Source organism: Neobacillus sp. BP17, from assembly GCF_059579525.1.
In genome coordinates this window covers 1,436,925-1,457,647 of sequence record NZ_CM184198.1, presented here as the reverse complement: position 1 = coordinate 1,457,647, position 20,723 = coordinate 1,436,925, and the positions used below count along the sequence as shown (strand labels likewise).

The 20,723-nt window shown below is 37.4% G+C and carries 24 protein-coding genes; 7 read left to right on the top strand and 17 right to left on the bottom strand.

Going from position 1 to position 20,723, the window contains the following annotated elements; all coding sequences use genetic code 11:
* Positions 1 to 52: 52 nt before the first annotated feature.
* The 7 genes from AC4QJR_RS06945 to hemE all read right to left on the bottom strand — a co-directional run bounded on the left by AC4QJR_RS06945 (position 53) and on the right by hemE (position 8,009).
* Positions 53 to 829 carry an enoyl-CoA hydratase-related protein gene (locus AC4QJR_RS06945; protein ID WP_251456538.1) on the bottom strand — a complete coding sequence of 259 codons (777 nt, stop codon included), beginning with the start codon at positions 827 to 829 and terminating at the stop codon, positions 53 to 55.
* Between the two features lie 53 nt (positions 830 to 882).
* Positions 883 to 2,442 (bottom strand): fatty acid--CoA ligase family protein, encoded by a 1,560-nt coding sequence (locus AC4QJR_RS06940; RefSeq protein WP_496525742.1) that lies wholly within the window; start codon positions 2,440 to 2,442, stop codon positions 883 to 885.
* Between the two features lie 151 nt (positions 2,443 to 2,593).
* Positions 2,594 to 3,583, bottom strand: coding sequence for a lipoate--protein ligase (gene lplA / locus AC4QJR_RS06935; protein WP_496525741.1), 990 nt, complete (start codon positions 3,581 to 3,583; stop codon positions 2,594 to 2,596).
* A gap of 19 nt (positions 3,584 to 3,602) precedes the next feature.
* Positions 3,603 to 4,337: an MBL fold metallo-hydrolase gene (locus AC4QJR_RS06930; protein WP_496525740.1), complete on the bottom strand. Its 735-nt coding sequence runs from the start codon at positions 4,335 to 4,337 to the stop codon at positions 3,603 to 3,605.
* A 72-nt stretch (positions 4,338 to 4,409) separates the two neighbouring features.
* Positions 4,410 to 5,834, bottom strand: a complete 1,425-nt coding sequence (gene hemY, locus AC4QJR_RS06925; RefSeq protein WP_496525739.1) for a protoporphyrinogen oxidase — start codon at positions 5,832 to 5,834, stop codon at positions 4,410 to 4,412.
* A 34-nt stretch (positions 5,835 to 5,868) separates the two neighbouring features.
* Complete coding sequence (gene hemH / locus AC4QJR_RS06920) at positions 5,869 to 6,804, bottom strand: ferrochelatase (protein ID WP_098572183.1); 936 nt, start codon at positions 6,802 to 6,804, stop codon at positions 5,869 to 5,871.
* A 158-nt stretch (positions 6,805 to 6,962) separates the two neighbouring features.
* Positions 6,963 to 8,009: a uroporphyrinogen decarboxylase gene (gene hemE / locus AC4QJR_RS06915; RefSeq protein WP_496525738.1), complete on the bottom strand. Its 1,047-nt coding sequence runs from the start codon at positions 8,007 to 8,009 to the stop codon at positions 6,963 to 6,965.
* 300 nt (positions 8,010 to 8,309) lie between these two features.
* Here hemE and AC4QJR_RS06910 point away from each other — a divergent pair, with 300 nt between their 5' ends.
* Positions 8,310 to 9,710, top strand: a complete 1,401-nt coding sequence (locus AC4QJR_RS06910; protein ID WP_098572181.1) for a hypothetical protein — start codon at positions 8,310 to 8,312, stop codon at positions 9,708 to 9,710.
* Positions 9,711 to 9,747: 37 nt separating this feature from the next.
* Here AC4QJR_RS06910 and AC4QJR_RS06905 read toward each other — a convergent pair whose 3' ends face one another.
* A complete protein-coding gene (locus tag AC4QJR_RS06905) occupies positions 9,748 to 10,383 on the bottom strand; it encodes a phosphatase PAP2 family protein (protein WP_496525737.1) in 636 nt (211 codons plus the stop codon).
* 147 nt (positions 10,384 to 10,530) lie between these two features.
* Here AC4QJR_RS06905 and AC4QJR_RS06900 point away from each other — a divergent pair, with 147 nt between their 5' ends.
* Complete coding sequence (locus AC4QJR_RS06900) at positions 10,531 to 11,709, top strand: M20 family metallopeptidase (protein WP_496525736.1); 1,179 nt, start codon at positions 10,531 to 10,533, stop codon at positions 11,707 to 11,709.
* A gap of 15 nt (positions 11,710 to 11,724) precedes the next feature.
* On the opposite strand, the gene AC4QJR_RS06895 is transcribed toward AC4QJR_RS06900, so the two are convergent.
* The 3 genes from AC4QJR_RS06895 to AC4QJR_RS06885 form a co-directional block, all read right to left on the bottom strand.
* A complete protein-coding gene (locus tag AC4QJR_RS06895) occupies positions 11,725 to 12,450 on the bottom strand; it encodes an EcsC family protein (RefSeq protein WP_098572204.1) in 726 nt (241 codons plus the stop codon).
* A gap of 97 nt (positions 12,451 to 12,547) precedes the next feature.
* A complete protein-coding gene (locus tag AC4QJR_RS06890) occupies positions 12,548 to 13,759 on the bottom strand; it encodes an ABC transporter permease (protein ID WP_496525735.1) in 1,212 nt (403 codons plus the stop codon).
* Positions 13,752 to 14,492: an ABC transporter ATP-binding protein gene (locus tag AC4QJR_RS06885; RefSeq protein ID WP_251456562.1), complete on the bottom strand. Its 741-nt coding sequence runs from the start codon at positions 14,490 to 14,492 to the stop codon at positions 13,752 to 13,754. The genes AC4QJR_RS06890 and AC4QJR_RS06885 overlap by 8 nt, the downstream gene beginning before the upstream one ends.
* 593 nt (positions 14,493 to 15,085) lie before the next feature.
* Between AC4QJR_RS06885 and AC4QJR_RS06880 the strand changes: the two genes are divergently transcribed.
* Entirely contained in the window at positions 15,086 to 15,505 is a 420-nt protein-coding gene (locus tag AC4QJR_RS06880) for an HIT family protein (RefSeq protein ID WP_496525734.1), read from the top strand.
* A gap of 149 nt (positions 15,506 to 15,654) precedes the next feature.
* On the top strand, positions 15,655 to 16,182 hold the full coding sequence (locus AC4QJR_RS06875) for a tryptophan transporter (RefSeq protein WP_098572175.1): 528 nt from the start codon (positions 15,655 to 15,657) through the stop codon (positions 16,180 to 16,182).
* Positions 16,183 to 16,238: 56 nt separating this feature from the next.
* Here AC4QJR_RS06875 and yhzF read toward each other — a convergent pair whose 3' ends face one another.
* Positions 16,239 to 16,430 carry a membrane protein YhzF gene (gene yhzF, locus AC4QJR_RS06870; protein WP_098572174.1) on the bottom strand — a complete coding sequence of 64 codons (192 nt, stop codon included), beginning with the start codon at positions 16,428 to 16,430 and terminating at the stop codon, positions 16,239 to 16,241.
* A gap of 292 nt (positions 16,431 to 16,722) precedes the next feature.
* On the opposite strand from yhzF, the gene AC4QJR_RS06865 reads away from it, so the two are divergent.
* Positions 16,723 to 17,298 carry an HTH-type transcriptional regulator Hpr gene (locus AC4QJR_RS06865; RefSeq protein WP_098572173.1) on the top strand — a complete coding sequence of 192 codons (576 nt, stop codon included), beginning with the start codon at positions 16,723 to 16,725 and terminating at the stop codon, positions 17,296 to 17,298.
* Between the two features lie 6 nt (positions 17,299 to 17,304).
* Here AC4QJR_RS06865 and AC4QJR_RS06860 read toward each other — a convergent pair whose 3' ends face one another.
* Complete coding sequence (locus AC4QJR_RS06860; protein WP_496525733.1) at positions 17,305 to 17,640, bottom strand: DUF1878 family protein; 336 nt, start codon at positions 17,638 to 17,640, stop codon at positions 17,305 to 17,307.
* A gap of 235 nt (positions 17,641 to 17,875) precedes the next feature.
* Here AC4QJR_RS06860 and AC4QJR_RS06855 point away from each other — a divergent pair, with 235 nt between their 5' ends.
* Positions 17,876 to 18,055, top strand: a complete 180-nt coding sequence (locus AC4QJR_RS06855; protein ID WP_098572171.1) for a hypothetical protein — start codon at positions 17,876 to 17,878, stop codon at positions 18,053 to 18,055.
* An 84-nt stretch (positions 18,056 to 18,139) separates the two neighbouring features.
* On the opposite strand, the gene AC4QJR_RS06850 is transcribed toward AC4QJR_RS06855, so the two are convergent.
* Both AC4QJR_RS06850 and AC4QJR_RS06845 read right to left on the bottom strand, forming a co-directional pair.
* A complete protein-coding gene (locus AC4QJR_RS06850) occupies positions 18,140 to 18,232 on the bottom strand; it encodes a YjcZ family sporulation protein (protein ID WP_066251949.1) in 93 nt (30 codons plus the stop codon).
* A gap of 37 nt (positions 18,233 to 18,269) precedes the next feature.
* Positions 18,270 to 18,353 (bottom strand): YjcZ family sporulation protein, encoded by an 84-nt coding sequence (locus AC4QJR_RS06845; RefSeq protein WP_142332969.1) that lies wholly within the window; start codon positions 18,351 to 18,353, stop codon positions 18,270 to 18,272.
* A 209-nt stretch (positions 18,354 to 18,562) separates the two neighbouring features.
* Here AC4QJR_RS06845 and AC4QJR_RS06840 point away from each other — a divergent pair, with 209 nt between their 5' ends.
* Positions 18,563 to 19,435: a peptidylprolyl isomerase gene (locus tag AC4QJR_RS06840; protein WP_496525732.1), complete on the top strand. Its 873-nt coding sequence runs from the start codon at positions 18,563 to 18,565 to the stop codon at positions 19,433 to 19,435.
* A 42-nt stretch (positions 19,436 to 19,477) separates the two neighbouring features.
* Here the strand turns inward: AC4QJR_RS06840 and AC4QJR_RS06835 are convergent, their stop codons facing one another.
* Together AC4QJR_RS06835 and yhaM are read right to left on the bottom strand one after the other, a co-directional pair.
* Positions 19,478 to 19,666 carry a sporulation YhaL family protein gene (locus AC4QJR_RS06835; protein ID WP_098572168.1) on the bottom strand — a complete coding sequence of 63 codons (189 nt, stop codon included), beginning with the start codon at positions 19,664 to 19,666 and terminating at the stop codon, positions 19,478 to 19,480.
* A 106-nt stretch (positions 19,667 to 19,772) separates the two neighbouring features.
* Positions 19,773 to 20,717: a 3'-5' exoribonuclease YhaM gene (yhaM, locus tag AC4QJR_RS06830; RefSeq protein ID WP_098572167.1), complete on the bottom strand. Its 945-nt coding sequence runs from the start codon at positions 20,715 to 20,717 to the stop codon at positions 19,773 to 19,775.
* Between the last annotated feature and the right edge of the window lie 6 nt (positions 20,718 to 20,723).

The window sequence follows — 20,723 nt, the reverse complement described above, 5'->3', positions numbered from 1 at the left end:
AATTTTCAGTCAAAATAAAATAAAAAAACATGGCGCCAAGCACCATGTTTCGTTATTTTCCTTTAAAGGCTGGCTTTCTTTTTTCAGCGAAAGCTTGCAATGCTTCGATTCGATCTTCTGTTGGGAGTGTTACTTCGTATGCTTTTCTTTCTATTTGTAATCCTGTGTTTAGATCCGTATTCATCCCATTTTTAATAGCAAACTTGGCTTGTTGCAATGCAATAGGCCCATTTGCCAGTAATTGCGAACAAAAGGCTGAACACGCTGTCATTAAATCTTTTCTCTCTACAACTTTTGTCAGCAGTCCAAAGGCATAAGCCTCATCCGCGGACAAGCGGCGTGCTGTCAAAATGAGTTCCAAGGCCTTCGCCTGACCTATTAAGCGTGGTAAACGTTGTGTCCCTCCTGCACCTGGAATGATAGCAAGACTCGTTTCCGTTAACCCCAATAGTGCTTCTCTTGCTGCAAAACGGAAATCACAAGCCAAAGCTAACTCCATTCCTCCACCAAAAGCAAATCCATTTATTGCGGCAATAGTTGGTTGGGGCAGACTATCAATTGCCGTAAAAACCTCATTAATTTTATATAGATTTCGCTTCACTTGTTCGTCAGTTAATGATTTTCGTTCCTTTAAATCAGCCCCTACGCTAAATGCCTTTTCACCGGCACCAATAAAAAGAACAGCCTGAACTTTTGGATTTATTCTAATTTCTTCAACCGTTTTCTGTAAATCGAGTAATGTCTCATAATTAAACGCATTTAAAGAATCGGCCCGATTAATTGTGACAACTGCCAAATGATTATTAAACTCCAGCAAAATTGGCTCCACCATGCTCCCCCTTAATAGGGCAGGTTAACACAACCTGTCCTCTGAAATAAATTCTAGTTTCTGGTTTCGACTACCTGTGTCTTTAGTGCCCTTCTTAAGATTTTCCCAGTTGTATTCTTTGGAAGTTCATCAATGAATTCAATTGAAGAAGGAATTTTATATTTGGCTAAGTGCTCCTTGCAATAATCTAGTAATTGTTCTGTTGTTAGCTCAGGGTCCCTGCTGACAACAAAGGCTTGTACAGCCTCCCCGAGATCTAGGTCTGGAACGCCGAGAACAGCCACTTCGACAACATCTGGATGGTTATAAATAACCTCTTCCACTTCACGCGGATAGACATTATAGCCGCCTACTAGGATGAGATCCTTTTTTCGATCGACAATATAAAAGTACCCATCTTCATCCATTCTGGCAAGGTCCCCAGTATGAAGCCAGCCATTTCGAATAGTCGTTATGGTTTCTTCGGGCATTTTATAGTACCCTTTCATGACATTAGGACCTCTCACAACCAATTCTCCTACCTCGCCAATGGAGACTTCTTCACCAAGCTCATTAAAGATTTTATTTTCAACGTGGAGGATGGATGTCCCGATTGACCCTGGCTTTCGAGGGCGGTCAAGCGGATTAAAGCAAGTAACAGGAGAAGCCTCAGACAACCCATAGCCTTCAGAAATGACAACAGTAAACTTTTGTTCAAAATTCTTTAAAAGGGCTACGGGTAAGGAAGCCCCTCCTGAGATACATAGGCGTAAAGATTTTAAGTCTTCAGGATTTCCATCAGGATATTGAAGAAGGAAATTATACATGGTTGGGACACCTGCAAAAACAGTAGCTCTATTTTCTTTAACTAATCCAAAAATTTCCTTTGGACTGAATTTTGGAGTTATTAATAGCGTTGCTCCACTTAATAATGGTGCATTTAAGGCAACAGTCAAACAGAAAACATGGAACATAGGAAGGACAGTTACTACCTTATCATCGGAATTCATTTTCAAATATTCGCTTACATCTTTAGCATTACTATATAAATTTCTATGCGTTAACATTGCACCCTTAGGTTGACCTGTCGTACCTGATGTATAAAGAATGACAGCTGTATCATCGTCCTGGAGCTCAGGTCCCTTAAAGGTTAAGTCTCCAGCTGCAATTACCAATGAAAACGATTTCATTTTTGGAGAGCATGATAGATTCTCTATTTTCGATTCTACATTGCTATTTGGAGCTGTTTCACAAAAAATATAATGTTCTACTTTGGGAAGGGAGGTGTGAATTTTTTCAACTAATGGGATTGCCAGGTCAAGCCCGATAACTGCTTTAACGTCACCATTATTTAATATATAGCCAATCTCATCGGCAGTATAGATAGGATTTACTGGGATAACAGTTGCCCCCAATCGTAATGCACCATATAAGCTGATTACAAAGTGCGGCGAGTTCCCCAGCAATATGGCAATATGATCCCCTTTTTTCACCCCTAATTTTTCTAAACCGGATGCAAATTTAGTAATCGCACCATCTAATTCAGCATAAGTACAGATTTGGTTCATAAAATAATAGGCTGGTTTAGCAGCAAAGTTCTTCGCTGATTCTTCAAACTTTGATAAAAGATTCATATTCTCCCTCCTGTTGAATGAATGTTCATTCACAAAATTACAGCAATTTTCTAAACTTATTATATTAAAAGTACAGAACCTATACAAGTATAATACTTGAAAATTCAGATAAAAAGATAGCACAGCATTTGAAAATGCTGTGCCTCACTTCTTAATATAACAAATTTAAAAAATCTTTCTTGTCAATATTTCCAAAGTAATGGGTAGTGTCAACATCTGCAAGAGCCTTTTCGATTTCATTTTTTTCATATCGCGCGCCCGTTAACTTTGCCTCAATTTCACTTACATCCCCCACACCAAAAAAGTCGCCATAGATTTTACAATTTTCAATGACCCCCTTATTGACCTCTAAACGAACATCAATACTGCCTACAGGGAAGCGGTGCGAATGCTGTAAATTGAACTTAGGCGATCTTCCATAGTTCCAATCCCAGTTTTGGTAACGTTCTTTTGAAAGTTGGTGAATTTTTTCCCAATCTTCTTCCGTAAGAAGATATTCTGGCACTTCCTCTTGCCCCTCAAATATATTCTTTAACAGTAAGGATCTGAATTCACCAACTTCTATCTTTTCAGTAAGAAACTCAGAAATATTGGCAACCCGGCTGCGGACAGATTTAATTCCTTTGGACTCGATTTTATCCTTTTTAACTTTTAACGCTGAGACGACATTTTCTATTTCGGAATTCAGCATTAACGTCCCATGGCTAAACATTCTACCCTTGGTTGAAAATTGGGCATTTCCAGAAATTTTTCTGCCTCCGACCTCAATGTCATTTCTGCCGCTTAATTCGGCGTTTACTCCTAATTTGTTTAATACCTTCACAACCGGTTCAGTAAATTTACGGAAATTATGAAAACTCTCCCCGTCATCCTTTGTGATAAAACTAAAGTTTAAATTACCAAGATCATGATAGACCGCACCGCCGCCGGACAGTCTCCGGACAACTTTAATGCCGTTACCTTCCACATACTCTGTATTAATTTCTTCAATGGTATTTTGGTTCTTACCGATTATGATAGACGGTTCATTTATATAAAATAATAAATACGTTTCATTAATATCAAGATTTTTCAGCGCGTATTCCTCAATCGCCAAATTTATCCTTGGATCAGTGACTCCTTTATTATCAATAAATAACATAATAGTTGATGGCCCCTTTTTATAGTGAAATAGATTGAAATTCTTCTGCAAGCCTAATTATACCCGCAAACTGACTTGATGCTTCAGTAATTAACTGAGGTAAGGACCCATAGTGAGGCAAATGTGTTAAAACTAATTGCTTCACTTCTGCTTTATGTGCAAACTTTCCCGCGTCAATACTGTTCATGTGCCCTGCTGATTTTCCATTTTGATGTCCATAAAAGTTACATTCACAAAGTAGTAAATCAGCATTGCGACTGAACTCAATAAACTCCTCTTTATACGAACTATCACCTGTATAAACAATTGCTTTTCCATCTGCTTCTATTCTCATTGCGTAGCACGGGGCCGGGTGGTCTGTTCTAAGAAAAGAAACATGAAATGGACCTATGGTGAGAACCTCACTAGGATTATAAGAAACCCCTTTTGTTATATCTTTATAGGTTAATTTGTTAAATTCAGATTGATCCAAATCATGACCATATAGAGGCAATGTTTGAGTCTTCTTTCCTAAAAATCCTTGGATTAATCTTGCATGCTGTAAGACGCCAATATCTGCGATGTGGTCAGGATGGTAATGCGAAAGGATTACCGCATCTAGTTTCTCAGGCTGAGTAACATTTTGTATCTTAGAAAGTACCCCGCTTCCACAATCCATTAACAATTGAAAGCCATCATGTTCAAGCAGATAACCAGAACTAGCTTCATTCTGCTTCGGATATCCACCCCAATAACCAATAACCGTAAGTTTCAAAATAACGCCTCCACCTTCATAGTGTAAATTACAAGCAGAAGAAAGAAGCTGCCAGCAATGTACAGCTTCGTTTTAGAAATTTTCTTTTTTTAAATAATCTAATACATTTTGGACGGCTGCCTCGCCTTGATCAATACAATCAGGAAGTCCGACACCGCCATAAGAAGCACCTGCTAAAAATACCCCAGGCAGTTCGGCATTCATATGCTCTATGATGTCCGTTACACGTTGTTTATGTCCCACTGTATATTGAGGCATAGAATTTTTCCAGCGGGAAATAATTGAAAAATCAGGATTCGTCGTGATATCCATGATCTTTTTCAAGTCATCCAAGACAATCTTGATAATCCGGTCATCAGAGAGATCGACGATTGTTTCTTCTCCTGCTCGTCCCACATAACAACGTAAGAGTACTTTCCCTTTTGGTGCTGAATGAGCCCATTTTTTATGTGTCCACGTACAAGCAGTAATTGAATAATCGTTGTTTCTAGAAACGACGAAACCTGTTCCGTCAATATCATTTTTCACAGCTTCTTCAGGAAAAGCTAGAGCAACGGTGGCTACTGATGTAGAAGGGACTGTTTTAAAAGGATCAAAAAAGTGATAATCCGCAAACATTGACTGTGTTATCTTATGAGAAGTAGCTGCGATAATGCTATCCGCCACTAATGTTTCCCCATTATTGAGATATACATCATATTTATTACCGTGCTTAGTAATTTTATCAACTCGATGACCTTTTAAGATCGTTTTTGGATCTATTTTGGCTTCTATGGCCTCAGCAAACGATTGTAATCCAGTTTTAAAGGTTAAAAATGCACCTTTCGCTTTTTCCTTGCTAACAGGCGTTTTCGGTTGGGAAGGAGTGGATTTTTTCATACCAATGATCAGGCTTCTGTATTTCTGTTCTACTTCATAAAATTGTGGAAAAGTAGACATGAGGCTTAATTGATCAATATCTCCCGCATAAATCCCAGACAATAAAGGTTCAATTAAGTTTTCAACCACTTCATCTCCAAGTCTTCTTCTGAAGAATTCACCTAAGGATTGGTCTTTTCCACTTTCTGATTTTGGTAGAATGAAATCCGCTGCAGCTCTTAATTTACCAGGAATGGAAAAAAGATCAGTTGTGAGAAAAGGTCCAACTTCGGTTGGTATTCCCATAATTGAACCACCGGGCATAGAGTGAAGTTTCTCATTAACTAAAACGTATGATTTACCTGTAGAATTATGGACTAATTGATCTTCCATTCCTACTTCCTTTGCAAGCCTGCTAATACTTAACTTCCGGGCTAAAAATGAATCCGGCCCTCTCTCAATTGTAAAACCGTCCCTAATAACAGTTTGCATTTTGCCGCCGAGACGATGTGATGCTTCGATAAGTTTCAACTCAATAGGGAGATTCTCTTCCTGAATTGCTTTTTGAAGATAAAAAGCTGAGGTAAGCCCAGAAATCCCTCCCCCGATAATGATAATTTTTTGTTTTTCTTCCGCCACGGTGGTCACCTTCCTTCAACACACATTCTTAAGCCTATTCTGCAGTCATTTTTAGGACGACGGTCGATAATGCATCAATAAATTCTTCCTTAGCATTAGGCATTTCCGGACGATAATAATTAACACCTAATTCTTCCGTCACTTTTCTACATTCAAAATCATTATCATACAACACTTCAAGGTGTTCACATACAAACCCTACTGGTGCATATACAAATGCTTTATAATGATGGGCATGGTACAAATCCCTGGTTAAATCCTGAACATCAGGACCAAGCCATGGTTCTGGAGTTTGCCCAGCACTTTGCCATCCTACCACATAATTTTTTATTCCTGCCTGTTTTGCAATAAGGTCAGCAGTTTCTTGAAGCTGGCTTGGGTATGGATCCCCAAACTGTAGAATCTTTTCAGGCAGACTATGTGCGGAAACAATCAGAACAGATTGATCCTTCTCATCTTGAGGCATTCCTGCAAATACTTCCTTTACCTTGTCCACCCAATAATCAATAAACTTCGGTTCCTGATACCAACTGTCAATGGCTCTTATTTTAAGCTTTCCGCCTAATTTTTCTGCTTCTTCTCTGGCTCTTCCATTATAGGATTTAATACTGAAAGTAGAATAGTGAGGAGCAAGAACGATACTAATAGCTTCTTCGATTCCATCATCATGCATTTGTTTCACTGCATCTTCGATAAAGGGGGTAATGTGTTTTAACCCAAGATACATTTTGAATTCTATCTCCTGTTGAACACTATTTAAATGTTCTTCGAGCTTTTCTGCTTGCAGCAGGGTAATCTTTGCTAAAGGGGAAATCCCTCCAATAGCCTCATACCGGCTTCGAAGTTCTTCTATCATTTCTGGAGTGGGCTTCCGTCCATGCCTAATGTGGGTATAGTATCCCTCTAAATCATCTAATGTATATGGGGTACCGTAAGCCATTACAAGTAGACCCATTTTCTTTTTTGTCATGTTCGCACCTCATTTATAAATCTGTTCGCTAGTTCCCATTCAAATGTTTGGGCTGGGTCACTAAAAGTTGTGATGCCCCTAATGACCCATTAGATCAGCCCATCTTATTGTGCCAAAAAATTGAACTCCTTACCAATTTTAAGCCTTATAATGGGATATTATCGATTTAATTTTGATGCTGAATACTCATGGACAAATGAAGTTAATTTTTTTAATGTTTCTGGATTAACAGAAGGGAATACCCCATGACCTAAATTAAAAATATAGCCATCGCGTTCCATTCCTTGGTCTAAAATCGCCGTTGCTCTTTCTTCAATAACATCCCATGGGGCTAACAAAATAGCTGGATCCAGGTTTCCTTGAACCGTTTTATCGATTCCCATTTCTCTTGCTTGGTGAATTGGTAAACGCCAATCTAAGCCTACCACATCAAGCGGAAGGTCATTCCATTCTAATGCAAGATGACTCGCACCCACACCGAACATAATTAACGGAACATTTTCCTCTTTTAATGATGTAAAGATCCGGTTCATGATAGGTTTAATGAAGTAACGATAATCCTCCACATTTAATGCTCCTACCCATGAATCAAAAATCTGAATTGCCCTTGCACCGGCTTTGATTTGCGACTTTACGTATGTAATGATCATATCGCCAAGTTTGTCCATTAATGCAAACCATGCCTTCGGCTCCGTGTACATAAACGCCTTGGTCTTATTATAGTTTTTAGAAGGGCCTCCTTCGATCATATAACTTGCCAGTGTAAAAGGTGCACCGGAAAAGCCGATTAGCGGCACGGATAACTGCTCCTGTGTTAATAATTTAATGGTGTCCAATACATAGGGAACGTCTTCCTCAGGATTAATTTCACCCAGTTTTTCCACATCCTCTAAAGAACGAATGGGATTGTCAATAACAGGTCCAATCCCTCCCTTTATTTCTACCTCCATGCCAATCGCAGGAAGGGGTGTCATAATATCTTTATAAAGTATCGCCGCATCAACGTTATATTGTTCAACAGGTAAGCGAGTTACATACGCACATAACTCAGGCTGGTGGGTGATTTCAAAAAGGGAGTACTTTTCTTTAATCGCTCTATACTCCGGCTGCGATCTGCCTGCCTGACGCATATACCAAACAGGGACATGATCAATCTTCTCTCCCCTTGCTGCTTTTAAAAATGTTTCATTAATTGTTCTTGCCATTACTATAGTCCACCTTTCAAAACACATGTCTGTTGTCCATTTTAATATATATAGCTTGAATTTAAAACTTACTGATTCTTAATAAACTGTATTTACTATATCTATTAATCCTATTTGTGTATAGCTAACGATATTAACTGTCAAAAAAGTGTCGTTTTTACGTTTTAAAATTTGTTAAATTCGACAGAATGCTTCGCAATATTTTTTCACTTTTTCCTCTCACCACTCAGGGCGATTTTCATATCCTGTATTACATCCAACAGGGCTATAGCCCCCTGGATGAAGAAAGGAGGGAATAGTATGATTGTCGAGCTTACTGCTCTTCATTGGATCTATGTGACGTTTATTGTCCTTATTATCGGATTTATGGTCATGAGAAGGGACACGTCGATTGTATGTATTGTAGGTATTTTCCTCATTGCTATTACCGCAACAGGTTCGTTAAGTCATTCAATCAGCAGCATTTTTAACAGTTTCAGTTATGCCATTACAGAATTATTATCTACCATTCTTGTTATTTCAATAATTGTTGCGATGAGTAACACATTAACCGTAACTGGAATAAATGATGTTATGATTTCACCTTTTCGAAAGTTAATCCGTAACCCAACTCTAGCGTATTGGACGATTGGGATATTAATGATGGTGATCTCCTGGTTTTTCTGGCCGTCCCCTGCTGTTGCACTTCTAGGTGCTGTTCTTCTTCCGGTTGCGATTCGGGCAGGACTTCCGGCACTTGGTGTTGCCATGGCAATGAACTTGTTTGGTCATGGAATCGCTTTATCCGGTGACTTTGTCATTCAAGCTGCTCCTAAGTTAACCTCTGATGCAGCCGGTATACCCATTCAAGATGTCATTAATGCAAGCATTCCATTAGTGTTTATTATGGGGCTTGTTACAACTGTTACGGCCTTCTATTTCTTACGAAGGGATATGAAGCGCGGTATACTCACTACTTCAACCTCAGTCAGCGTGGATTCTCCTGCTGAAGGATCCACTGATCAATCTTCACTTTTATCACTTGCCCAAAAACGTTTCTTTGCTTTTTTAGTGCCATTATTGTTTGCTGCGGATGTTGCTGCTATGTCAATCCTTGATTTAGCCGGTGGGGATGCCACCGCATTAATCGGCGGTACTTCCATTCTCATTCTTTTGTTAATTACTCTAACCAGCCATAAAAATAAAGGTTTAGAAAAAACAACTCAATATCTAATCGAAGGATTCCAATTTGGATTTAAGGTTTTCGGACCTGTTATTCCAATCGCTGCGTTTTTCTACCTAGGTGATGCCGGATTTGGAAAAATTATTGGCGACTTTTTACCAAAGGCTTCGCAAGGTATTGTAAATGACTTAGGCGTATCCCTCGCTAATATCGTACCGTTAAGTAAAGAAGTTGGGGCGATTACCCTAACAACTGTGGGTGCAATCACTGGTTTGGATGGTTCCGGCTTTTCAGGAATTTCTCTTGCCGGCTCGGTAGCAAGCCTATTTGCAGTTGCCATCGGCAAAGGCGCAGCCACATTGACAGCCCTTGGGCAGATTGCTGCCATCTGGGTTGGCGGAGGTACGCTTGTACCATGGGCGTTAATCCCAGCAGCTGCCATCTGTAATGTGGACCCATTTGAACTGGCAAGACGAAACCTTCTGCCAGTTGTGATTGGTCTTGTTGTAACGACAATTGCGGCGATGTTCCTCATTTAATCCATGTAAAGAGGCTGATCTCTGACCAGCCTCTTTGTTATTTTATCCTTTTTTTAAAGTAGTTGTATAATAGAATCCAGATAACTACCCAGAGATAACCTAAAGCATAGCCGCCCAATACGTCCGATGGATAATGAACTTGTAAAATAATTCGGCTTGCACCAATCAATAAAAGTAAGATGGCAGTAATAACTGCAATGATTACTTTCCCTGCTTTGGATCTTGCTTCTTCCATTAATAGATACGCAATCATAAAATATACAATCATTCCAACCATAGCATGACCGCTAGGGTAACTATAACTTTTTACACTGACAAGATGTTCAAGGTCTGGTCTGGGACGCTCAAAAAAATCTTTAAATAACTTACTAGCTTCATTTCCAATCGCCGTTGATAAGGCCAATGCAGCAGCACCGACATAATTTCTCTTTTTTATTAATAGCCAGGCAAGCGCTAGTATTGCTACAATTCCTATCCCTATTTTATCACCCATTGCCGTTATTTTAATAAAAAATGGAATGGCAAGTTCAGGCACATGTGCAGCTAGCCCGGCAACTTTTATATCAATCCAAAAATTACTGTTCATTGCAACCTTCATGCACGTAAATACTGCCCATAAAAATGCAAAAATAATAAATAAATAGGAAACACTTCTCTTGTTTTTTGGTTCCATCCTCCAAACCCTTTCTTCTTTCTCAGCTAATAAAAATTCTAGTAAAAGTATAATTAAAAAGAATATAAAAATCTACTTTATAATATAAAAGTGTTAAAATAGTTAGAAAATACTTTCTTCATTTCTGAAATGTTTGGGGGATTAGATATGTTAAACAAACTGTTTACTGCACTTGAAGGTTCCTATGACGAAATGGTTGCTATCCGCCGTTATTTACATCAGCATCCGGAATTATCTTTTCAGGAGTATAACACCGCAAAGTATATTCAATCATTTTATGAAGAACTCCAAATTGAAGTCAAAGGTAATGTTGGCGGAAATGGAGTGGTTGCGAAGGTTTATGGAAAAAAGCCCGGCAAAACGGTGGCATTACGAGCAGATTTTGATGCTCTTCCTATTCAGGACGAGAAGAATGTTCCCTATAAATCCTTAGTACCTGGAGTAATGCACGCTTGTGGCCATGATGGCCATACTGCGACACTCCTAGTCCTCGCAAAAACATTAAACGACTTTAAAGAGGAATTAGAAGGCACGTATGTCTTTATCCATCAGCATGCAGAGGAGTATGCCCCAGGTGGTGCGATTTCAATGATTGAAGATGGCTGCTTAGAGGGTGTAGATGTGATTTTTGGGACTCATTTATGGGCTAGTGAACCTACCGGTACGATACAATATCGAACCGGACCCATCATGGCGGCGGCAGATCGATTTGAAATTGATATTCAAGGTAAAGGCGGGCACGGTGCCCAGCCACATAAAACCCAGGACGCCATCGTTATAGCATCCCAGCTTGTCTTAAATCTCCAGCAGATTGTCAGTCGCAGGGTAAATCCGATTGATTCTGCTGTTGTCACTGTCGGCTCATTCACAGCTCAAAATGCATTTAACATTATTGCGGACAAAGCTCAACTCATCGGCACTGTTCGTACCTTTAATGATGACGTCCGCCAATTTATTGAAGATGAAATGGACAGAATTATCTCAGGCACATGTGCTATGACGGGAAGTTCTTATCATTTTAATTATGAGCGGGGTTATCCAGCAGTAGTCAATCATGCAAATGAAACAGCATTTTTGGCGTCATGTGCAGAACAAGTATTTGAAGTAATAAACATTGAAGAAACTGAGCCGCAAATGGGCGGAGAAGATTTTGCTTATTATTTGCAATATGTGCCTGGTACTTTCTTCTTTACCGGTGCGAAACCTACCAGTTCTGATATTGGCTACCCGCACCACCATCCTAAATTTGATATTGATGAAAAAGCAATGTTGATTGCTGCGAAAACATTAGGAGCAGCAGCTATAAACATCCATGGAAACAAATAAGAAAATCCCCTGCCCTCAAATTGGGTCAGGGGATTTTTGCAGTAACCTTAATCGATAGGCGTTCATGGCTGTTTCTCCTAGATGCTTGAGAAGGTTGTTATTGGCATAAGCACCGACAAACGCACCAATTCCTGGAACAAGCTGAAGCATTTTTGCAAGGTCGATATAGTCCCGGTACTCCTGCTGGAATTTGCGCCAATCCATTTCCACGAGGGTCTCTTTGCGTTTTTCCCAATTTTCAATTTCTGCTAATGTATTCTTACGAATATCTTCACTCGAAAACGCTAGTTGAAAAACATGAAGGATAAATAGTCTCTCGGCATACTCCTTTGTATTAAAACCATAGATGGAGGCTGCTTCAAATAGAAATTTCATCTTAATCGAAAGGAGAAGAGGAAAGTCAGCCAGCCCAAGCAAAATTCCACCTGCCCCTGTCCCTGCTCCTTCAATCATCGCTGTCTTTTGAAAAGCAGCAATCTTTTTGATGGCCAATTCATCTCTTTCTGCTAAATTTAACCCTAACGCCTGGTCCTTATTCGTTGTCATCTGTGATCCAAATAATGTGGCTTTGACCATGGCTTTGATACTTTCTGTCATTACCTCATGAACTTTATCAGGTATTAATTCATTAATTTTTCCTTGAGCTTTTTTCGATATACGGTTCATCATCCCTGAGCGTCTAGTTAATTTTCGCTTCCACTCTTCGATCTCTTCATACACCTTAACCTCATACTCGTTCATATGCCACCCCTCCACAATAATTTTATGCATATATACGAAATTTCCGCCCATTAGTTTCAAGAAAAATCCCCTTTCATGGAAAAGGGGATTTTAGAGTTTATGCATTTAATCGTTTTTTTGCGTAAATATGAACAAACATATAGGTAAATACAAGGCCTGCAAGTATATTCAGCATTGAATTTAATACCTCTCCTTTTACCAGAATAAGCAGAGTATAGACTACCGATTGGATCGTTAAGATAGTCATTAATAAAGAGGAAAAAGCTGCTGTTTTAAATCTTTTTTCCACAGGATATAAATCCACCCAAAGTTTGTTTTGATGATGGTTCCAAAGCGGCAGGAGTTGAAACCCTGTTAAATATAAGAATAAAATTCCGAGCAAGATTTGGCCCATACCAAAAGAAATAAAATAAATCGCAAGAGCGCCAATGATAGTTAAACGCAGAAAAAGACCTAGATAATCAGATGAACGTAAAAAAGCTCTCGAAAACAAATAAAGGTATGTATTTTTTTGGGAAAATGCCATACGGTTAAGAAATAAATCCAGCCATTTTCTCCTTTTAACTGTATCCCTTAATTTAGGCACATCAGTAAACATATTAGCAAGTCGATAAAATGAAGCCATTCTTTTTTCTTCTTGATTAATTAGTCTATCCCATTTTAGCCCCATGTTCTTTGTCTGAACATAAAAAGTACGATAATAAAGTGCACAAACCACCGCAATGACTAACAACATATACAGACTAGCTTGTTTAAATAATAAAAAAGTAAAAGTTGCATTTATAAAATAGCGAACAATCATGTCCCATCGATGGACTGTTGCCTGGACAAAATAATCAATCCGCCAGCTTGCTGCTAAATTCCATGCTTTTAAAACGAGCAGAATTACAAAAAAGGGGAAAAATGAACGAAAACCATTACTGCTTATGTGTGCATACATTGGCATTAGTACAGCTAAAACTATGAGCAGCAAGTATCCCTGGAAAACAAGGCTGGCAATTCCAGAACGAAGGAAATACCCTTTTAATTTATCCTCAAGTGGTAGGATAAATATCTGATCTGCCTCAAGTAGAAAATTGTAAACAGGGCTGTAGGTAAGTATAAATCCAATTACAACTGCAATCACTATTTCAACAGGAAAGCCAGCAGGCAGATTTTCAATCCACTGTTGGTAATAAAATGAAGCTGTCCCAATTAAGAACAATAAGACAACAACAAGATGTCCATTAAAAATATAGCGCAAATACCTTCCTAAATCCTTAACACGACCGCTAGCTCGTTCCTTCCAAAGCTTTTTATCATCAAACATAATTTTCTTCCTTTGTTAATTGAATATACAGATCATCTAAAGAAGCAGCAGGCATTGAGAACTGCTCCCTCAACTCTTCTAATGTCCCTTTCGCTCGAATTTGCCCTTCATGCAAGATTACAAATCGATCACAATATTTCTCAGCCGTCGCAAGAATGTGAGTAGACATTAAGATGCCTGCACCGTTATCTTTCATTTTTTTCATCAAATCAAGCAATGATTGAATCCCTAATGGATCAAGACCAACAAAAGGTTCATCAACAATGTATAAGGATGGCTGAATTAAAAAGGCACACATAATCATTACTTTTTGTTTCATACCTTTAGAAAAATGGGCAGGAAACCACTTTAAACGTTTTTCCATTCGGAATTCTTTCAGTAAAGGATTAACACGCTCTTTATAGGTGGATTCGTCTAGGCCGTATGCCATCGCTGTAAGCCTTAAATGTTCTTCTAGTGTCAATTCTTCATACAAGACCGGGGTTTCCGGAACAAACGTAAACAATTTACGATAGGCTTCTTTATCTTCTGTAAAGGTTTGTCCTTTTATTTTTACTGCACCCTTGTGCGGCTCCATCAGGCCAATTATGTGTTTTATTGTGGTACTCTTGCCTGCCCCATTTAAACCAATGAGACCTACCAGTTCTTTTTCATTTACTTCAAAAGAAATATCTTTTAGGACAGGGTTTCTGGTATATCCCCCAACCAGATTTTCAATCAATAATAAAGACATTTGCAACGTCCTTCCTAAGCACGATTATTTTTTTATTTTAACAAATTGTGGTTGATAAAAATAGTTTTCAAATTTTTATCATTTTTTTTGTATATTACTTCTTACATTGGTTATCATAATATTCGAAGGGGAAAACAACTTACTTCAATGAAGCGATTCATTAAAACTTGAGATGAGGTGTCTGTCAAAGACAATTAACATTTCAAATAAGTGAGCTTTCAATTCGTTTCAGATAAGGGGATGGTTGTTTTGTACAACGTGCACAGTAACCATTTTGAGTTCTAGTAACACCAAGTAACTGTTTATCTTAAAAAAATAAACATTAAATGAGGTGTTTACCGCAGATCGCTACCTGTTTTTATAAGTTGGGAAAACATATAAAAACACCATAGGGGATGGTCAGCTTGAACAATAATGTTTCTTTATAAAAACACTCTACAAAAAATGAGGTGTTTATCAAAGAACACTCCTAATGAACGTACCTTTTGAAGCAATTCCCCTTCGAGAGGGCAGGATTCCATGCGGATCCTGCCTTTTTCTTTTTTTCGTTTGTATGGTAAAATAATACAAACAATATTGAAGGGACAGTGTATATGAGCGATTGTATTTTTTGTAAAATTGTTAATGGAGAAATTCCTTCTGCCAAGGTTGTCGAGAATGAACATGTTTTAGCTTTTCTAGATATTACCCAAGTAACAAAGGGACATACTTTGGTTATTCCAAAAGTACATAAGGAAAACATATTTGAATTAACACCAGAAATTGCAAGAAACATTTTTGAAGTGGTTCCTGCCATTGCTAATGCCTTAAAAAGAGAATTTAATCCAATTGGGTTAAATACTGTAAATAATAATGGTGAACATGCAGGACAATCTGTTTTTCATTATCATATGCATTTAATTCCGCGTTATGGCAAAGGAGATGGATTTGGAGCAGTATGGAAAAGTAATCAAAGTGATTATTCTTTTGACTTATTACAAGAAATGGCCGGGAATATTAGTAAACAAGTATAAACTTAGATATAAGGTTTAAATAATCTGAAAATTATATCTTTATTATTAATAAATTATTATGTTATAATGAAAGCAGGTTTTTCGCTGTAGGCAATGAGTGCACTGCAGGAGAAACAAAATAGATTAGTATAGCAGAGGAGAGAAGAGAAATGAATACGAAGAACATTGTAGTTTTAGCACTATTAGCTGGGATTGGGGTAGTTTTGCATACGGTAATGCCTAGTTTTCTTGGAATTAAACCTGACATGATGCTTGCAATGATGTTTTTAGGAATTATCCTTATTCCTGAGTTAAAGAGTGTTATGCTTTTGGCTATTGTAACTGGAGTATTGTCAGCGTTAACTACAGGTTTTCCTGGCGGACAAATTCCAAATATCATTGATAAACCCATTACTGCTTTAGTTTTCCTTGGTTTATTTTTAGCTTTAAAAAAATACCGAAATTCGATTGTTAGTGTTGGCGTTTTAACTGCCATTGGAACTCTTGTTTCAGGGACAATCTTTTTAACAGCAGCATTCTTTCTAGTGGGCTTACCAGCGTCATTCACTGCACTATTTGCTGCAGGAGTTCTGCCGGCTATCGCACTAAATACCGTTATTATGATTATTTTGTATCCTGTAGCCCTGTCCATAGTGAAACGAACTAAATTAACAACACCTTCCGTCATTCAAAAATAATCGACGGGATCCTTATTAAGAAAAGAACCCAGCGGGGTTCTTTTCTTAATATACCTCTATATAAGTTTAGAGATTAATACAGCAATTAATAGAAAAATCCCTCCACCTCCACATAATGCAGCAACTTTTTTTCTTAAAATTTGTTTAGGTGGATAAACACCTGGTCTTGTTAGTTCGATTAAATATTTAATAGCACCCAATAAAAGGATAGCACTAAAGATAAAAAAAATAATGGCAGCAATTTTCATCTTCCTTGTCCCCCTATTTTGTTTCAAAAGTTCGACTAAACGTTGTAACTATTTATATGTTTACCCGTCCATTCGTATGAGCTGGACTAAATGTAATTAGGGAGATCCACAAGTTTTTTTAAATTCAATTTTCTAAAAGTTTTTATTATTTAGTAGAATCAATTTCACTTTTTAAAAAATTTCAATAGGTTATTGTTCTAATTTTTTAAAAATTTGTGAATTTTTTCTTTATTAATTTTTATTTTATTGGCATAATGAAAATAGAGAAATATAAAAGTAGGTGAAAATGGGGATGACTGAGAAACAATATTCAATGAAGGAAGCGATGATTTTTACTCAAAGAGTTGCTCAACTAAGTAAAGCCTTGTGGAAAGCGATTGAGAAAGACTGGCAGCAATGGATTAAGCCTTTTGATTTAAATATTAACGAACATCACATTTTATGGATTGCCTATCACTTAAACGGTGCTTCCATTTCGGATGTGGCTAAGTTTGGGGTCATGCACGTTTCAACAGCATTTAATTTTTCGAAAAAGTTAGAAGAACGAGGTTTGCTACAGTTTTCCAAAAAGGAAAATGATAAACGCAATACGTATATTCAACTTACTGAAGCTGGAGAAAATATCTTACACCAACTAATGGAAACATATGAGCCAAATGGCAATGCTGTTTTTTCTGGTGCTTTGCCCCTTCGTGAATTATACGGAAAGTTTCCAGAGATTGTTGAAATGATGGCAATCGTCCGTAATATTTATGGTGAAGATTTTATGGAAATCTTCGAGCGGTCTTTTCATAATATTGAAAGCCGCTTCGTTGAAGAAGATGGAAAGCTAAAAAAATTACAAAATCCTGAGCAAGAGTTGGTTTAATCACTCTTATAAGTATTTTTCCAACTCTTGAAAAAGGGACAGGCAAATCTGTTGTTTTAAACAGGCATGGATAACGTCTTTTATCTTTAGGGTTGACGGTAATGATAATGATAATTCATGAAAAAGCGGATGGAAGTTTACGTACCCTTCCGCTTTTTGTTCTACTAATTTTAAGTTCATTTTCTCACATAAAGAAAAAAATTGTCCTGTTTCCTGTTCTGTTATTCCGTTTTCAATTATAAGTTTATATAATTCGAGCTTTGGATTGTTGAGTAACTTTAGTAATAGCTTTTGATGATATTCAAGAAGGTTTATTTTGTCCATCAATTCATTTTCAGTCATCCATTAGGCCTCTTTTCAGAACTTTTACATTTTATATATTTATTATTAACCTTTTAAAAGATGGGGTAAACCATTTTTACTTAAAACACGGAATATTTTTGGATTTCCTTCAAAATAAATTAGGTTCCTGATACCCTTTAGAAGCACAAACTCTTCCATTCTTTATGACTATCTTTTTTTTGTAATTTTTGATATTGTATTAAACATAACACGAACATCAGGGAGGGAATCATTGATGATCTCCATTTTTATTGTCTTCGCTATTTTCATCTTGTTTTATGTAAATAAAATGACCAATTCACTTTGTATGCAAAAGGAAATTCCTGAAGAAAACCAACATAAGGTATTTCGTACCATTAATATCCTCATTACGATTCTTCTGATATCATCATACATAGAAATTTTATATACATAATCCAATTAGAACGCCAAGCGAAAAAGGATATTAACACATAGAAGCGATGAGAGTATTTCTCATCGCTTTTAGTTTGTAACTTTATTAATAAACCCAAGAAGCTCCGATGATGATTAATAAGATGAATAGAACTACCACTAAAGCAAATCCTCCACCGTAACCTGCTCCACCAGACATATATTTACCTCCATTCATTAATGACTAATTGTGTTTTTTAAAACCAAGAAGCTCCAACAATAATTAATAGTATGAAAAGTACTACAATTAGAGCAAAGCCCGCTCCATATCCATGGCTCATCGTAATACCTCCTTTTTCATTTTCTAGGATATACTATTCAACGAATGGTCATTTCGTTTAGGCACTTCCCAATTTTTTTTGAAAAGTTCCATTTACCCTTTTGTGGAAAATTTCAAAAAATAAACATAGTTATTATTTTTGCAGTAGTTACCATTTATGTTATAGTAGAGTTTGTGGACAAGAATATACTGTTTAGGAGAGATTTCATCATGAAAAAATTGATATTAGCCCTTACATTAGCAGGTGGAGTACTTGCATTAAGTGCATGTAACCAAAGTGGTTCTGATACAGTGGCAGAGAGCAAAGTGGGTAACGTTACACAAGAAGAACTCTATAATACAATGAAGGATAAATATGGTGATCAGGCCCTTCAGCAACTAGTATATGAAAAAGTTCTTTCTAAGAAATACAAGGTAACAGATAAGGAATTAAATGCAAAAATTGATCAATTGAAAACAGATCTAGGTGCAAATTTTGAAACTACCCTTGCACAATATGGCTATAAAAGCGAAGATGATTTGAAGAAAACAATGAAGTTAGGTATGATGCAGGAAAAAGCTGCTCTAAAAGGCGTTAAGGTAACTGAAAAGGAATTAAAGGATTACTATGATACGTACCAGCCAGAGATTAAAGCTCGTCACATTCTGGTTGCCGATGAAAAAACAGCAAAAGAAGTAAAGAGCAAGCTTGATAAGGGAGAAAAATTTGAAGATGTTGCAAAAAAATATTCAACAGATGAAGGTTCTAAGGCAAACGGCGGTGATTTAGGCTGGTTTGGTACTGGGAAGATGGATCCTGACTTTGAAAAAGCAGCATATGCTCTAAAAGTAAATGAAATTAGCGGTCCAGTTAAGTCACAATTTGGCTATCATATCATCCAATTAACTGACAAAAAAGAGAAGAAACCATTTGCTGAAATGAAGAGCGAAATCGAGACTCAAGTAAAAACTTCAAAATTAACTACAGAAGAAATTAATAAAGCGATGCAGCGTGAACTTAAAGCTGCAGATGTTAAAGTTAGCGACAAGGACTTAAAGGATGCGCTTAATCCTCAAACTGGAACAGAGGCTGCGGCACAGTAAACAGAAAAAAGCGGAAACGCCAATAAAGGCGCTTCCGCTTTTTTATTCTCCTGTTGCTCCAATTTCTTCTCGTTTTTCTTTCTCTCGTTCAAGGCGCTTCATATAGATTTCGCCTTCCAATTCAATGTTTTCCATCTCTAATTGCCGCTCTTCTCTTCCCGTTTTTATCGCCATTAGTGCACTTATTACAATACCAACCACAACTGCATATACCCAAATAGGAATAGTCAATTTATCTTGCTCCTTTCATAGTGGTTGTCCACTTTTACTAAATCATATTCAGATAATAGGAAATTATGAGCTGTTACAAAAAAAATAACCTCAAGTTGAGGTTATTTTACTTATGAAACACCGGTTTATAAAAGGAACGATTCTCCAACGCAAAAATTCTTTCTGTAAATTCACCTGGCTTTACTCTTTCCAAGGCACGGTCGAGCATATTCATTTTCGCATCAAGATTATCAATATAATGGAGGATTTCTGCTTCTTTAATCATCGGTGGTTTTGGACTTCCCCATTCTGCTTTTCCATGATGACTCAGTACAAGGTGTTGAAGAATTAGTACTTCTTCACCAGAAATACCTAGTTCTTCCGCCGCTTTACCGATTTCGTTAACCATAATCGTAATATGCCCAAGTAAATTTCCTTCTATGGTATATACCGTTGAAATCGGACCTGAGAGTTCTAATACTTTCCCCATATCGTGCAATATAACCCCTGCATAGAGCAAGTCTTTATCAAGACTCGGATAAAGGCTGGCAATTGATTTAGCCAAATCAAGCATACTAACTACATGAAAGGCAAGTCCTGATACAAACTCATGATGATTTTTTGTTGCGGCAGGAAACTCTAAAAAAGCCTTCTGATGCTTTTTAATTAAATGGCGTGTTATTCTTTGGATATTGGGATTTTTCATATCAAAAATGTACTGTGTGAGTTTGCCAGCCATTTCTTCTTGGCTTATTGGGGCTGTCTCCAAAAAGTCATCCAACTTTACGCCGTCAGATGGCCCTGTTCGTCGGATTTGACGAATCTTCAATTGGCTTTTCCCCCGATAATTTTGTAGTTCTCCCATTATTTTTACAATACTTTGTGGTGCATAACTCTTTCCATCCTCTTCATTGACGTCCCAAAGCTTCGCTTCAATTTCCCCGCTTTTATCCTGAAGAATCAGTGTTAAAAAAGGTTTGCCGTTGCTGGCAATCCCTTTTGTTGTATTTTTTATTAGTAGAAATAATTCTACTTGCTCTCCAATTTCATGCTTTAATATTCCTTTACCCATCTTTTT